This is a genomic window from Ruegeria sp. H4 (genome assembly GCF_056533065.1).
On the sequence record NZ_JBQFOC010000001.1, the window covers coordinates 1,341,396 to 1,354,650 of the forward strand.

General features: G+C 57.7%; 13 protein-coding genes and 1 pseudogene. 6 read left to right on the forward strand and 8 right to left on the reverse strand.

All coding sequences use genetic code 11. The features are described 5' to 3' along the window. The first annotated feature begins 31 nt into the window (after nt 1–31). Genes ACR0KG_RS06815 through ACR0KG_RS06835 form a run of 5 tightly spaced genes read left to right on the forward strand, consistent with a single transcriptional unit; the run spans nt 32 to nt 5,296 of the window. Complete coding sequence (locus ACR0KG_RS06815; RefSeq protein WP_480542542.1) at nt 32–415, forward strand: DUF4440 domain-containing protein; 384 nt, start codon at nt 32–34, stop codon at nt 413–415. Nucleotides 416–464: 49 nt separating this feature from the next. Further along, on the forward strand, nt 465–3,260 hold the full coding sequence (locus ACR0KG_RS06820) for a [protein-PII] uridylyltransferase family protein (protein ID WP_480826816.1): 2,796 nt from the start codon (nt 465–467) through the stop codon (nt 3,258–3,260). Next, nucleotides 3,244–3,516, forward strand: a complete 273-nt coding sequence (locus ACR0KG_RS06825; RefSeq protein ID WP_480546887.1) for a hypothetical protein — start codon at nt 3,244–3,246, stop codon at nt 3,514–3,516. Before ACR0KG_RS06820 ends, ACR0KG_RS06825 begins: the two co-directional genes overlap by 17 nt. A 38-nt stretch (nt 3,517–3,554) precedes the next feature. Continuing rightward, on the forward strand, nt 3,555–4,757 hold the full coding sequence (locus ACR0KG_RS06830; RefSeq protein ID WP_480826817.1) for an RSP_2647 family RNA methyltransferase: 1,203 nt from the start codon (nt 3,555–3,557) through the stop codon (nt 4,755–4,757). Then, entirely contained in the window at nt 4,754–5,296 is a 543-nt protein-coding gene (locus ACR0KG_RS06835) for an RSP_2648 family PIN domain-containing protein (protein WP_480546891.1), read from the forward strand. The genes ACR0KG_RS06830 and ACR0KG_RS06835 overlap by 4 nt, the downstream gene beginning before the upstream one ends. Before the next feature lie 63 nt (nt 5,297–5,359). Here the strand turns inward: ACR0KG_RS06835 and ACR0KG_RS06840 are convergent, their stop codons facing one another. The 3 genes and pseudogenes from ACR0KG_RS06840 to ACR0KG_RS06850 form a co-directional block, all read right to left on the reverse strand. Further along, nucleotides 5,360–6,055 (reverse strand): M48 family metallopeptidase, encoded by a 696-nt coding sequence (locus ACR0KG_RS06840; protein ID WP_480542552.1) that lies wholly within the window; start codon nt 6,053–6,055, stop codon nt 5,360–5,362. A gap of 103 nt (nt 6,056–6,158) precedes the next feature. Next, a complete protein-coding gene (locus ACR0KG_RS06845) occupies nt 6,159–6,872 on the reverse strand; it encodes an FkbM family methyltransferase (protein ID WP_480546893.1) in 714 nt (237 codons plus the stop codon). A 189-nt stretch (nt 6,873–7,061) separates the two neighbouring features. Continuing rightward, nucleotides 7,062–7,190, reverse strand: a pseudogene (locus tag ACR0KG_RS06850) (VWA domain-containing protein); the annotation flags it as partial. Nucleotides 7,191–7,622: 432 nt separating this feature from the next. Here ACR0KG_RS06850 and ACR0KG_RS06855 point away from each other — a divergent pair. Beyond that, complete coding sequence (locus ACR0KG_RS06855) at nt 7,623–8,753, forward strand: tetratricopeptide repeat protein (protein ID WP_480546895.1); 1,131 nt, start codon at nt 7,623–7,625, stop codon at nt 8,751–8,753. Nucleotides 8,754–8,839: 86 nt separating this feature from the next. On the opposite strand, the gene ACR0KG_RS06860 is transcribed toward ACR0KG_RS06855, so the two are convergent. The 5 genes from ACR0KG_RS06860 to ACR0KG_RS06880 form a co-directional block, all read right to left on the reverse strand. Then, nucleotides 8,840–10,024: a vWA domain-containing protein gene (locus ACR0KG_RS06860; protein WP_480826818.1), complete on the reverse strand. Its 1,185-nt coding sequence runs from the start codon at nt 10,022–10,024 to the stop codon at nt 8,840–8,842. Nucleotides 10,025–10,027: 3 nt separating this feature from the next. Beyond that, entirely contained in the window at nt 10,028–10,198 is a 171-nt protein-coding gene (locus ACR0KG_RS06865) for a hypothetical protein (protein ID WP_480826820.1), read from the reverse strand. A 7-nt stretch (nt 10,199–10,205) separates the two neighbouring features. Next, nucleotides 10,206–11,573, reverse strand: coding sequence for a DUF2927 domain-containing protein (locus ACR0KG_RS06870; RefSeq protein WP_480826821.1), 1,368 nt, complete (start codon nt 11,571–11,573; stop codon nt 10,206–10,208). Next, the gene (locus tag ACR0KG_RS06875; RefSeq protein WP_480547300.1) at nt 11,570–11,959 is read right to left on the reverse strand and encodes an N-acetyltransferase family protein; all 390 of its coding nucleotides are present in this window, start codon (nt 11,957–11,959) and stop codon (nt 11,570–11,572) included. The genes ACR0KG_RS06870 and ACR0KG_RS06875 overlap by 4 nt, the downstream gene beginning before the upstream one ends. Nucleotides 11,960–12,117: 158 nt before the next feature. After that, entirely contained in the window at nt 12,118–12,963 is an 846-nt protein-coding gene (locus ACR0KG_RS06880; protein WP_480497664.1) for an AAA family ATPase, read from the reverse strand. Nucleotides 12,964–13,255 lie beyond the last annotated feature (292 nt).

Sequence of the window (13,255 nt, forward strand, 5' to 3'; positions counted from 1 at the left end):
CCGCAGATTAGCGTAACAAACGATTATGACTATGGATGAAAACAACACCGCCCCTTCGATTGCCGAAATACTGGATCTGGAAAAGCAGGTTTGGACCGCGCTGGTTGTCGGGGATGCCAGCGCGGATCGCGCGCTTCTGAGCGCCGACTTTCTGGGTGTCTACCCGTCGGGCTTTGCCAATCGGGACGATCACGTTGGTCAATTTGCCGATGCGCCGACGATGGCTGAATTCAGACTGAGCGAGGAAAAGCTGCGGGTTCTGACGGCGGACATCGTCTTGCTATCCTATCGCGCCGACTACGTGCGGCCTGGTGCAGCCAGGTGGGAGGCGATGCTGATTTCCTCGCTGTGGGAGCGTCGGCATGACAAGTGGGTCAACAGTTTCAGTCAGGACACGCCGGTTCAGAACGCGTGATGCGTTTGACCCATTGACCTTGGGGTGAGGCAATGCGCAGGGTCGCGATATGAGTGACAGTTTGGCCATCACCCGTTTGCCACGCGCGTTCGACCCGTCTTTGGGCGATGAAACACGTGATTTGCTGGCGGATTTGACACCTGAACAAGGGGAGTTGATCGCCGGAACCGCCGGGTCCAGCCCCTATCTGAAAGGGTTGATTGAGCGCGAGAGAGACTGGCTGCCGCAAGCGCTGTCCGGGCCGGATCAGGCCATGGTTGAGCTTATGGATGCGGCGCGGGCTTTGGCCCCAGATCAGCTGAAGTCGGGTCTGAGGCTTGCCAAGCGCCGGATGGCGCTGCTGACTGCGCTGGCCGATATCTCGGGTGCGTGGCCTTTGGAAAAAGTGACCGCCGCGCTAACCGATTTTGGTGCGTTGGCGGCAGATGTCGCGGCCAAGGCCGAGATCGCCGCCCTGATCCGGCGCAAGAAACTGCCCGGAATGACCGAAGATGACGTCGAAACCGCTGCTGGGATGGTCATTTTGGCGATGGGCAAGATGGGCGCGCATGAGCTGAATTACAGCTCGGATATCGACCTGATCGTACTGTTCGATGAAACACGTCATGACCCGGATGATTTCTACGATGCGCGGCATGGGATGGTCCGCGCCACACGCAACTTCTGCGCCACGCTCAGCGACAAAACTGCTGACGGCTATGTCTTTCGCACCGATTTGCGGCTGCGGCCTGATCCGGCGGTGACCCCGGTCTGTATGGCGATGGAAGCGGCCGAGCGGTACTATGAAAGCCTTGGCCGAACTTGGGAACGCGCCGCCTATATCAAGGCGCGCGCCTGTGCGGGCGATATCGCTGCCGGAGAGCGGTTTCTGGAAACTCTGCGCCCCTTTGTTTGGCGTCGGCATCTGGATTTTGCCGCCATTCAGGACGCCCATGACATGCGCCTGCGCATTCGTGAGAATAAGGGGACGGGTGGCAGCCTCTCGATTCCTGGCCATGATATGAAACTGGGGCAGGGCGGTATTCGGGAGATTGAGTTCTTCACCCAAACCCGCCAATTGATCGCCGGTGGGCGCGACCCGGACCTACGCGTGCGCGGAACGGTTCCCGGTTTGGCTGCTTTGGCTGCAAAAGGCTGGGTGCCCGAAGAGGTCGCACAAAAGCTAACCGACCACTATCGCGCGCATCGTGAGGTCGAACATCGGATTCAGATGATCCATGATGCTCAGACCCACAAAGTGCCGCAATCCCAGGACGGTATCGAACGTGTGGCCTGCCTGATGGGGATCAGTAGTACCGAGCTGACGACCGACCTGACCCGCCGATTGACCGAGGTGCATGACTTGACCGAGGGGTTCTTTGCCCCCGGTCCTGGTGCGACCCCGACGCCCGAGCAAGAGGTTACGTTCGACAAAAGCATCCTGGCCCGCTGGGCCTCTTACCCGGCGCTGCGTTCGCAACGGGGCAGGCGCATCTTTGACCGGCTCAAACCTGAACTCCTGTCGCGCCTCGCCAAGACAGCACAACCGGAAGAGGCCTTGGTGGCGCTTGACGGGTTTCTGGCCGGGCTGCCCGCCGGGGTGCAGCTGTTTTCCCTGTTCGAGGCCAATCCGCAGCTGATCGATTTGTTGATTGATATCGTGGGCACGTCCCACGCGCTGGCCTCGCATCTGTCCCGCAATGCCTCGGTCTTTGATGCGGTCATAGGCGGCAGTTTCTTTGCTGACTGGCCCGGGCAGCAAGATCTGCAGGCCGAGCTGGAACAGGCTTTGGCGGCAGAGGCGGATTATGAAACCCAGCTTGATCTGGCGCGGCGCTGGTGCAAGGAATGGCATTTCCGTGTGGGGGTGCACCATTTGCGCGGGCTGATCAACGGCGCACAAGCGGGTCGCCAATATGCAGAACTGGCGCAGGCTATTATCGCTTCGATCCTGCCTCATGTGACCGAGAATTTCGCCCGCAAGCATGGCCCCGCTCCGGGGCGTGGTGCTGCCATTCTGGGTATGGGGTCGCTTGGGGCAGGGCAGATCAATTCGCAATCTGATCTGGACATGATCGTGATCTACGACCCGCTGGAACAGGAGATGTCCGAAGGTCCGCGCCCACTGGCCACCCGCACCTACTATGCGCGGTTCACGCAAGCACTGATCACGGCGCTTTCGGCCCCGATGTCTCAGGGGCGGCTCTATGAGGTCGACATGCGCTTGCGCCCGTCGGGCAATCAGGGGCCGGTGGCGACCAGTTGGGCCAGCTTCACCAATTACCAGCAGAACGAAGCCTGGGTTTGGGAGCACCTTGCCCTGACACGCGCGCATTTGGTGGCGGGTGACGCGGGGCTGGCCATGGATATCGAAGCCTTTCGGGCTGATTTCCTGTCGCGTTCGCGCAATATGAAGAAGGTTTTGCACGAAGTGGCCGAAATGCGCACGCGGCTTGCCGCCGCGAAAGCCCCTGCCGGAGTTTGGGATGCCAAAAATGGCCCCGGCCGTTTGATGGATATCGAACTGATGGCGCAAACCGGCGCGTTGATGGCAGGTCTCGCGGATCGCGATGTGCCCTCCGGCCTTGATGGCGCCGTCGTTGCCGAGTTGCTGGATGTCGCGCAGGCGCAAACTCTGAAAGACAGCTACGATCTATGCTGGTCCGTGCAATGCGCAGCGCGGCTGCTTTCGGGCAAGGTGATCGAGGCTGACAAGATTGGTGAGGGAGGTGCGGCGTTCCTGTGCAGGGCCACTGGGTTTGAACAGGTTGAGCAACTGCAATCCGCGCTACAAGACACTTACGCGACCGCTGCCGAAATCATCGGCAGCGTCATCAAAGAGGGCAAAGATGGCACGCAGCACTGATCCCAACGACCCCAAGGGCCTGATCCGCGAAGCCTATAATATCGAGGGCATCGCTTTGCAGGAATGCCGCAGCATCTTCCTCGATTGGGCGCTCAGCCTGCCGGAGGGGCAGGACCAGAAGCAGGCGTTGACCACCCTGCACGCCACCTATGCTGCGCAGGATGCCGACCACCCGATGACTCAGGTCATGGCCGAGGGGCTGCGAGCTTCACAAGCGCCTAAACGACGTGGCGGTTGGCGCTCGCGCCCGCGTTAGGGCTTTTCCCCCGGCGCGTGCATCACTAATAGAGGGCCATGACCAATACCACTGATCACCCACGTATCCGTCTGAAACCCAAAGCCAATGCGCGCGGCCTGCGACATGGGTTTCCCTGGGTCTATGCGAATGACATCGTCACCGACCGCCGCACTCGAAAAATCCCGGCCGGAGCGCTGGCCGTGCTTGAGGATGAAAAGCGCGCACCTATCGCTTTGGTCGCGGTGAACCCCGACTCAAAAATCATGTGTCGCGTATTGGATCGCGAGATTGAGGCCGATTTGAACGCCGACTGGTTCGAAACCCGTCTGCGCCGTGCGCTTGATATGCGCGAGCGCCTGTTCGACGCGCCATATTACCGCCTGATCCATGCCGAGACCGATGGCTTTCCCGGCGTGATCATCGACCGTTTCGGAGACGCCTGTGTCATCCAGCCCAACGCCGCCTGGGCCGAGGCGCATTTGGAAAGGCTCACTGATGCGTTGGTCAACGTCACCGGAGTAACGATGGTCCTGAAGAACGCCTCAGGCCGGACCCGCGGTTTGGAAGGGCTGGATGACGTGAACCAAACCCTACGCGGTAGAGCACCAGACGCGCCGCTGCCTGTGCCCATGAACGGCGCGACCTATATGGCCGACCTGACTGGAGGCCAGAAAACCGGCCTGTTCTACGACCAGCGCCCCAACCACGCCTTCGCCGCCCGTTTGGTTCATCCCGAAGCAACGGTACTGGATGTGTTTAGCCATGTAGGCGGCTTTGGCCTTGCCATGTTGGCCGGAGGGGCTTCGCACGCCACATGCGTCGATGGCTCCGCCGCCGCATTGGAGTTGGCAGCCCAAGGAGCCGAGGCGACCGGCTGCGCCGACCGTTTTCATGCCCGCCAAGGCGACGCCTTCGATGTGCTGACCCAGCTGGGCGATGAGGGCGCCCTATTCGATGTGGTCATCTGCGACCCGCCCGCCTTTGCACCCTCAAAACAAGCATTAGATGCAGGCCTTCGCGCCTATGAACGTATCGCACGTCTGGCGGCCCCGCTGGTCAAACCCGGTGGTTATCTGGGCCTCTGCTCCTGCTCACACGCTGCCGATCTGGGCCGGTTTCGTGATGCGTCCTCGCGTGGGATTGGCCGCGCTGGCCGGCAGGCACAGCTGATCCACACTGGTTTCGCAGGTCCCGATCACCCACAACTGCCACAGCTGGCAGAAAGCGGTTACCTCAAAGCCGTGTTCTACCGTCTGTGAGGGCGGTTCTCGATACCTGCGTCATCTACCCGACAGTGATGCGAGAGATGCTGCTGGGCGCAGCCAGCCTGGGTCATTTCACCCCGATCTGGTCCGCCCGTATTCTCGAAGAATGGGCCCGCGCCGCCCGCAAGCTGGGTCCCGAGGGTGAGGCGCAAGCCCGCGCTGAAATCGCGCTGACGCAGGCGCACTGGCCACAAGCCGAACGCGCGACCTCACAAGGGCTCGAAAACCGCCTTTGGCTGCCTGATGCTGCAGATATCCACGTTCTGGCAACCGCGATAGCCGCTTCAGCCGACATTATCGTGACGGTCAACGCAAAGGATTTCCCGAAAAATATCCTGGCAGAAGAGGGGCTCGACCGCCGTGATCCCGATGGCTTGCTGCACGGTTTCTGGCTCTCGGACCCCAACGGTATGGCCACCATCGCCAACCGCGTTCTTGATGAAGCCAACCGCCTCTCTGGCGACCAATGGACCCTGCGCGCGTTGATGAAAAAGGCGCGCCTCCCACGCCTGGGCAAAGCCCTTTCCCAATAGGCGCGATCCCCTTCACCTGGCTACAAATATCCCGGGGAGCGCGAGGGGCTGGCCCCTCGCTGCCTAAGCCTGGCCGCCCGCACTCCAACGCTGCTCTAGTGCTTCCAGCGCTGCAATCCGCTCTCGTGTCTTCGGATGGCTCATCAACCAGGCTGGCACCATTCCAGCCCTTTGCTGGGTCAGGTCCTCCAACTTGTGAAACAAGGACTTTTGCGGTTCGATCCCGATCCCAGCCTTGGTCAGCAAAGCGGCGGCGTATTCATCGGCCTCATATTCATCCTGGCGTGACAGGCGCGAAGCCAGCAATGAGGTCAGCGCATTGGCGATCATCGCGCCGATAAAGGGAATGAACCGGTTCAGCACCATAATCAGCGCTGTACGCATCGCGTTTTGGCCGGAAAAATCAATCATCCGCCGCTTGGCATGACCCAATGCCACATGCCCCAGCTCATGCGCGATCACGCTGGCCATTTCCTCGGCTGAAACCTCTCCATTTCGAAACTTGCGATAAAACCCGCGGGTGATGAAAATGCGCCCATCGGGTGCGGCCAACCCATTCACCGGATCGATCTCATAGATATAAACCGGAACCCGCGCGATATCCAAAGCGGCGGCCAACCGGTCGGTCATCCTCTTCAATACAGGATCGGCCAGTTCGGTTGATTTCTGATCCAGCTCACGATGGGTGCGCCAGACGGAAATCCGGTACATCACAAGGCCATAAGCAATGGCCAGCAGGATCGGGGTGAAACGCAACATGGCTCAGATATGGGGGCGCCGCAGCAGCAGGGCAACATAATTCTTCAGCAGATCAAATGCCCGAGAAACAGATACACAGGCCCATCACCCGGATCCCTCGGTCTCACTCCGCCAAGTGATCCATGTTCAGAAATGTGAGTACATCACCGGCACGTGGAGCACGGATATCCAGAACAAACCCCTGATCCATCACGGCCTGAAACACCTTGGCCAGTCCGGTTTGACCGTAAATTCCCGGATGAACTTCAATCACAAGGCGAGGTACAGAGCGGAGGTGACATTTCTGGAAAAGCTCCAACTCACCACCTTCGATGTCGCAAATGATCATCGTCGGGGCAAACCTTGCAATTAACGCATCGAAATCCAAAATCGGTACTTCGACTTTGTCAATGAAGGCGCGTTCGTCACCATTCAGCGACGACGCCCAGAAGTTCTTTCTAATATAGAAATCGACTGTGTCGCCATCTGAGGATTGACCCAGAATGCCATGAAGACACTCGGCCTTAAGGGAAACCCCGTTTCCTTCAAACGTCGTGCGTATTACGTCAATCAATGCGGGGTTTGCTTCGACTGATACAACTTTATCCACCTTTTCGATCTGCGCGATCTTGGTCGACAAGAAACCAACTCCAGCCCCGATATCCAGAACACGCTCGCCTTGTTCGATGCACCGCTCGGCATGACGCAATTCTGCGGTTTCGTACCGCCCCAACCTCATAGATTTCAAAATTCGACGTGTGAACAATCCGGGCGCCTTTTGAATCCAGACCCCGCGATAAGACACCGAGCCATCGTCTTCAAAGAACTCTTCTGACATCAATAAACCTCAGATCTGGCATGGGAGCATCGAACGCCCAGAAACGCAGGCGCAAGTTCCACTTTTCCGGATGCACATTAGTCGGAGTGGCCGGGTTGTAAAACCTTAAAGATCAACGGCCTTTAGCCCTCGAAACATCAGCGCGATGACCTCAAGGAGCATCTCCTACCGCGTCAACTCACGCATGCCTTATTTAAGCCCGGACAAGGTCATCGGCACCATTCGATCCTCGAAAATCACGCGGATCATGCCGATGGAACGAGTGTATTCCTTGTATTTCTCGTGCACCGGGTTGATCCACAGGTTTGACGCCCATTGTTGGTGTGTTTTGCACTCCTGAAAAGAGAAGGCTACGGAGGCAACAAACGGCTGCTCTGATTGTTAGGCACTGCAAGGTCCCTTGTTTAGGGACGCATGAAGTAACGCAGGTTGCCTCTCGTGATTGACGCGCGATACTGAGAATGTATGTAACTCTAAAAGGTTATTCTACCGCATCCGATATTTTGAAAGTCTCTCATGAACAAAATTCGACTGGCCGCTGTCGGTATCGCTCTGGCCGCCGTTGTTCTAGTGGTTTCCGCGCCTTTTGGCGTTGAAGCGCAAGCCAAGAAATGCTTCTCGAAAGGCAAATCCGATGCGCAGCGCATCGCTGGTTGCACATCGCTTCTGTCCTATGACGATATTCCAGAACACACTCGATCGCAGGCCCTGTTTCACCGCGCTCTGTTTCTGGCAAAACAAGATCCCGGTTTGGCCGAGGTCGACTATCTTGCAGCTCTTGAAATCACGCCAGATTGGACAGCGCCTCTACACAATCTGGGTCTGATCTACTTGAAAAGGGATGAGTATGATAAAGCCTTGTCGTTGTTCAATCATCTTCTGGAGGTTGACCCGGCATCTGATTTTGGCCACAGCAGTCGGGCGAGCACATACTATGAAATGAAGCGGTATTCGGAAGCGTTGGCAGATACGAGGTTTGTTCTCGCGTCCGTTCCGAACTCAGTGTTAAATCAGCATCGCGAAGGGCGAATTCTGGATAAGCTTGAGGATTATGATGCGGCGCTTGAGGCATACTCCAGAACCGTTTTGCTCGACACCAACTACGCTCTAGTGCGACTGGATCGCGCCTGGCTATACTACCAGCATCTTGAACTGCCGTATCACGCAGAAGTCGACCTGAATCATGTTTTGGCTCTATACCCAAATGACCACGTTGCATGGGCCGTCCTTGGTGATGTCCTGCTGCGACTTGGTCGATACGCAGAATCTGAGACGGCGATTGAACGTGCTTTGGCAATCAAACCGGAATACGACTTCGCGCTCCGTACTGCAGAGCGGTTTGTACGGGAAACTGACGAAGCAATAGCAAGGAGCGAAAGGCTGAGTACACCCGCTGCTCGCGAGATTGCTGGGCCTTCTTTTGGTACACTGCTGGCTCGAAGCTTTGCAGATCTTGATGAGCCGGAGCGCGCGCTTGCCGAATTCGACACGGTTCTTGCGAATCTGCCGGACAATGCTTTTGCACATGCCGGGAAAGCAGATGTCTATTTTGATCTCGGGGACGACGAAGCGGCAATCAGCTCACTTAATGATTTCTTTGAAGTTGCATCGAAACGGGAAGAGGGCAATGAAATCTCGGACGAGGTGATTGATCGTCAATACACGAAACTCGGCTTTTCTCACCATCGTCTTGGGGACCCGCAAGCTGCGCTTGCCGCATGGCACAGAGGTTTGGAAAGCGCAAGTTCAGAAGACATTTCGCTCTGGCAGCTTCGCCTTCAATCCGCCGGTCACTATGCGGGCGGGCCAGATGGTGAAATCGGTGATGCGTTGCTGGATGGGCTGTCAAAATGCGCGTCAGACCCTGAGTGCCTTGACTGAACACAAAAAACACCGGCTAAGAAATGTCGTTCTATCGTAATGCATGCCAGTGAAGATGGCTTTAGTCTCGAAGCAAATCTTGCGGCCTACCGCGTCAACTCGCGCATGCCTTGTTCTAGGCCGGATAAAGTCATCGGCACCATTCGATCCTCGAAAATCTCGCGGATCATGCCGATGGAATGGGTATATTCCCAGTATTTCTCGGGCACCGGGTTGATCCACAGGTTTGACGCCCATTTTTCGCGTGCGCGTTGCAACCAAACCTGACCCGCCTCTTGATTCCAATGCTCATTGGCCCCGCCAGGATAGGCGATCTCGTAAGGGCTCATCGAGGCGTCGCCGACGAAGATGCATTTGTAGTCGGGGCCGTAGGTCCGCAGTACCTCATGTGTGGGCGTCTGCTGGTCCCAGCGGCGGCGATTGTCGCGCCACACGCCCTCATAGAGGCAATTGTGGAAGTAGTAGTACTCCAGATGCTTGAACTCGGTCCGCGCAGCGGAAAACAGTTCCTCGACCACTTTGATATGTGGGTCCATTGACCCGCCAACGTCCAGAAACAGCAGAACCTTGACCGCGTTGTGACGTTCGGGCCGGGTCTTGACGTCCAGATAGCCATGTTCCGCCGTGGCGCGGATCGTGCCGTCCAGATCCAGCTCTTCGGCAGCGCCCTCGCGCGCCCAACGGCGCAGGCGTTTCAGGGCGACCTTGATGTTGCGCGTTCCCAGTTCAACAGTATCGTCCAAGTTCTTGAATTCGCGCTTGTCCCAGACCTTGACCGCACGCCGATGGCGACTTTCCTTCTGGCCGATCCGCACGCCTTCGGGGTTGTAGCCATAGGCCCCGAAAGGAGAGGTTCCGGCGGTGCCGATCCACTTATTGCCCCCCTGATGGCGGCCCTGCTGGTCCTTCAGACGCTCGCGCAGCGTCTCCATCAGCTTGTCAAACCCGCCAAGTGCTTCGATCTCGGCCTTTTCTTCAGCCGACAGGTGCTTTTCGGCCATTTTCTCAAGCCAGTCGGCGGGTATGTCGACCGCCTCCAGAACCTGATCAAAGCTGATCTCTCCCAGCCCTTCGAAACTGGCGGCAAAGGCGCGGTCGAACTTGTCGATATTGCGCTCATCCTTCACCATCGACACTCGGGCGAGGTAATAGAACGCCTCGACATCATAGGTGGCCAGACCCTTTTTCATCCCTTCCAGAAAGGTCAGATACTCCCGCAGAGAAACGGGAATGCCAGCTTTACGGAGGTTCTCAAAAAAGGGCAGGAACATTGGTCAAATTACCAGTCGGACCAGGATCAGCGACATCACAAGTCCCATCAAGGCAAAGGCAATGCCATAAACAGCTGCGTACTGAGCTATGTCGGCGCCGTTCCCATTGCGTTTGCGCGCATTCCAAGCGCCAAGTATCGCACCCAAAACAGCCATTCCCAGGACTACCAGCATGTATTTGTCATCCGCCTATGTTGTTACCGGCTGATCTGGTCGCACGGCTTTCCGCCAGGGATTTCACCACCACATCTGCGCCAAACCCGTATCGCGCCCACCCCAGACTGTCCAGCCTGACGGCACGTGCCTGCTGTACCTGCCCAGCCTGCATGAGCGCCTCGGATTTCAACAAGAGGAGAGTTGCCAGAAGCGAAGCGTTTTCAGCCCGCGTCATCACATCTATAGCCTTGTCCAGATCAGGCAACACGTTGAGGCCTTGATCCCGAGCCAGCGCGAAAGAGGCGGTTTGTGCCGTGACATGGGCGCGATGTACCTCGGTTCCTGGTGTGGCATTCAGGAAGTGCAGGGCGATCTGATATTGTTGCAGTGCTGTAGCAGGGTCGCGGAACTGGATCATGCGACCCATCAGATAATGCGGATAGGCGCGGCGATGGTCGGTCCAGCCCTGTTGCTGCCCGATCTCTGCGGCCTTCTGGGCAAAGCGGAACTGTCGGGGTGATCCGGGGCCGGGACCCAACGTTTTATTGATGGCGTCGATCCATGCGCGCGGTGTTTTAGTGAAGGGCTGAACTGGTAACCGGTCTCCACGCGGGTTCAGACGGCTCAGCACAGCGGGAAGGGCGGCCTCAACCTGTTCGCGCGTCATGCCTGTTTTCAACTGCGGCGCATAGGCAGCCCGCAGGATCAGCATGTCAAAGCCGGTCAGGACGGTATGGATGTTATCGTCGTTGAACACGGAATCGGGTAGGTGATACAGGTCGTTCAGCGGCCCCAACGCCTGTGCCAACTCCTCGTGCAGGCAATCGCGCATTTCCTGTGGGCTGACATCATAGGGGATGAAGATGCCCAGGCGTTCCCGCTGTCGCAGTTCGGTCCAGCTGCTTTTGGCCTTGCGACGATCCCGGCGGTATTCTTCCAGGCTGGAGGAGTTGGGCACCACAAAGCACGCAGCATTCGGCAGGATACGATGAATGTCGCGCTGGCTGACGGCCTCAATGGTGATATTGGCCTGACCTTCAGAAATCTGCCGGATATTGATCCGGGCCTCTCTCTGCAGTCGGGTCAGCAATCGGGCGAGATCGCTTTGCATGCTGGGGGTGGGCTTACCGGTCAGCCGCACCGTGACCGGGGTTTCAAACCGGGTGAACACGGGCAGCTGTGTGCCACTTTCCAAGGCAAAATGCAGATCGAGGAAATCAGCCGCTATATTTGTGTTGGACCTGGCCGGAGCGGTGGGCCGAGACGTCGTAAAGCTGTTGGCCGGGGGCAGGGCCTGTTCAATGGTTGTCACATTGCCCGGCAGTTCAATCCGCTCGACCGATGCGCAGGCCGAGAGCAGGCATACCGCGGCAAGGGCGCCCCATCGCATCATGAGCGGTTGTACTTGATAAAGGGCGTCAGCGTGCCGATCCGGTCATAGAGCTGGCGTGCTGTCTGGTTATGATCCTGCGTCAACCAATAGACCGTTGGCGCACCCTGCCGGTCGGCCTCGTCATACACCGCCTGGATCAATGCGCGCCCTACACCGGTCCCGCGCGCCTCGGGGCGGGCATAGAGGTCTTGCAGGTAGCAGACCCGCTCCACTTTCCAGGCATGGCGGTGAAACAGATAGTGCGTTAACCCAACCAACACGCCGTCCTGTTCGGCAACGAAACAGGAAAAATCCTGCGGATCGTCCCCAAGCAACCGTGCAAAAGTCGATTCATAAATCTCAGCAGGCAGAGTCGTTTCATAGAAGTCCAGATAGGCCTGCCACATCTCGGCCCATTGATCCTTGTCCGCGGCCCGCAAGGGGCGAATTTCTGCTGCATTGGCCAAGCGATACGTCCCTATTGATAAACTGAGCCCCGGTTGCCCGATGCTGACATCCGACCCGCCCCAAGGCAAGCCGCGTTCACAACCTATTCAACAGCAGGCTAACGTTTGCTGCGTGCCATAAAGGCCAGCCGCTCGAACAGATGAACGTCCTGCTCGTTCTTCAGCAACGCCCCATGAAGCTTGGGCAACGCATTTGCCCCGTCGCGCTTCAGATCCTCAGGTGTCAGATCCTCGGCCAACAGCAATTTCAGCCAATCCAATACCTCAGAGGTTGAAGGTTTCTTTTTTAAGCCTTGAGTCTCGCGGATTTCGTAGAATTGGGTCAGGGCCGTGGTCAGCAAGGCATCTTTGATCCCGGGATGATGCACTTCGACGATCCGGCGCATCGTCGCCTCGTCCGGGAAACGGATATAGTGAAAGAAACAGCGGCGCAGGAAGGCGTCGGGCAGTTCCTTTTCGTTGTTCGACGTGATGATGACGATCGGTCGATGCTTGGCCCGGATCGTTTCACCGGTTTCGTAGACGTGGAACTCCATCTTATCGAGTTCCTGCAAAAGGTCGTTGGGAAACTCGATATCGGCCTTGTCAATCTCATCGATCAGCAGCACGACTTTTTCGTCGGCGTCAAAGGCCTGCCACAGCTTACCTTTGCGGATGTAGTTTGACACATCATGTACGCGTTCATCGCCCAATTGGCTGTCCCGCAGTCGGCTGACGGCGTCATATTCGTACAGGCCCTGCTGTGCGCGGGTGGTGGATTTCACATTCCACTCGATCATCGTCAGGCCCAAAGCACCTGCCACTTGTTTGGCCAGCTCGGTCTTGCCGGTGCCGGGTTCGCCTTTAACCAGTAAGGGGCGTTCCAGCGTCACGGCCGCGTTTACGGCGATGGTCAGGTCGTCGGTGGCAACATATTCGGCTGTGCCTTGGAAACGTGCAGTCATGGGCCCCTCAAGCTCTTGCGCGCGGCTGCGCGTGGTGCATTCCCGGTTACAGAGAGCCAGTGATTTTGACAACCCGGGTCGCTGCGTCGACTCAACCGCAATTTTCCGCGCAAACGCCATCGCCTAACGCGATTCGCGGCGATTTTTCTGCTTCACTGATTGTGAACTGCCACAAAATCACCCACAGAAGTTCACCGAAAAACGCGTTTTTTCCGTTTCAAGTATCACATTTAGACCAGTCAGGCGTTGGGCGCGCCTGACCCAAGTTTGTGTAGTGACAATCCCGTGCCCG

What these genes read in the sequence shown, in the direction of transcription:
- ACR0KG_RS06840 (WP_480542552.1), bottom strand. Translation starts at nt 6,055, where the DNA reads ATGTTGCGTTTCACCCCGATCCTGCTGGCCATTGCTTATGGCCTTGTG.
- ACR0KG_RS06845 (WP_480546893.1), bottom strand. Translation starts at nt 6,872, where the DNA reads ATGTCAGAAGAGTTCTTTGAAGACGATGGCTCGGTGTCTTATCGCGGG.
- ACR0KG_RS06875 (WP_480547300.1), bottom strand. Translation starts at nt 11,959, where the DNA reads ATGTGGCAGGCCTATCTGGACTTCTATGAAACGACTCTGCCTGCTGAG.
- ACR0KG_RS06860 (WP_480826818.1), bottom strand. Translation starts at nt 10,024, where the DNA reads ATGTTCCTGCCCTTTTTTGAGAACCTCCGTAAAGCTGGCATTCCCGTT.
- ACR0KG_RS06865 (WP_480826820.1), bottom strand. Translation starts at nt 10,198, where the DNA reads ATGCTGGTAGTCCTGGGAATGGCTGTTTTGGGTGCGATACTTGGCGCT.
- ACR0KG_RS06830 (WP_480826817.1), top strand. Translation starts at nt 3,555, where the DNA reads ATGACCAATACCACTGATCACCCACGTATCCGTCTGAAACCCAAAGCC.
- ACR0KG_RS06880 (WP_480497664.1), bottom strand. Translation starts at nt 12,963, where the DNA reads ATGACTGCACGTTTCCAAGGCACAGCCGAATATGTTGCCACCGACGAC.
- ACR0KG_RS06815 (WP_480542542.1), top strand. Translation starts at nt 32, where the DNA reads ATGGATGAAAACAACACCGCCCCTTCGATTGCCGAAATACTGGATCTG.
- ACR0KG_RS06870 (WP_480826821.1), bottom strand. Translation starts at nt 11,573, where the DNA reads ATGATGCGATGGGGCGCCCTTGCCGCGGTATGCCTGCTCTCGGCCTGC.
- ACR0KG_RS06820 (WP_480826816.1), top strand. Translation starts at nt 465, where the DNA reads ATGAGTGACAGTTTGGCCATCACCCGTTTGCCACGCGCGTTCGACCCG.
- ACR0KG_RS06825 (WP_480546887.1), top strand. Translation starts at nt 3,244, where the DNA reads ATGGCACGCAGCACTGATCCCAACGACCCCAAGGGCCTGATCCGCGAA.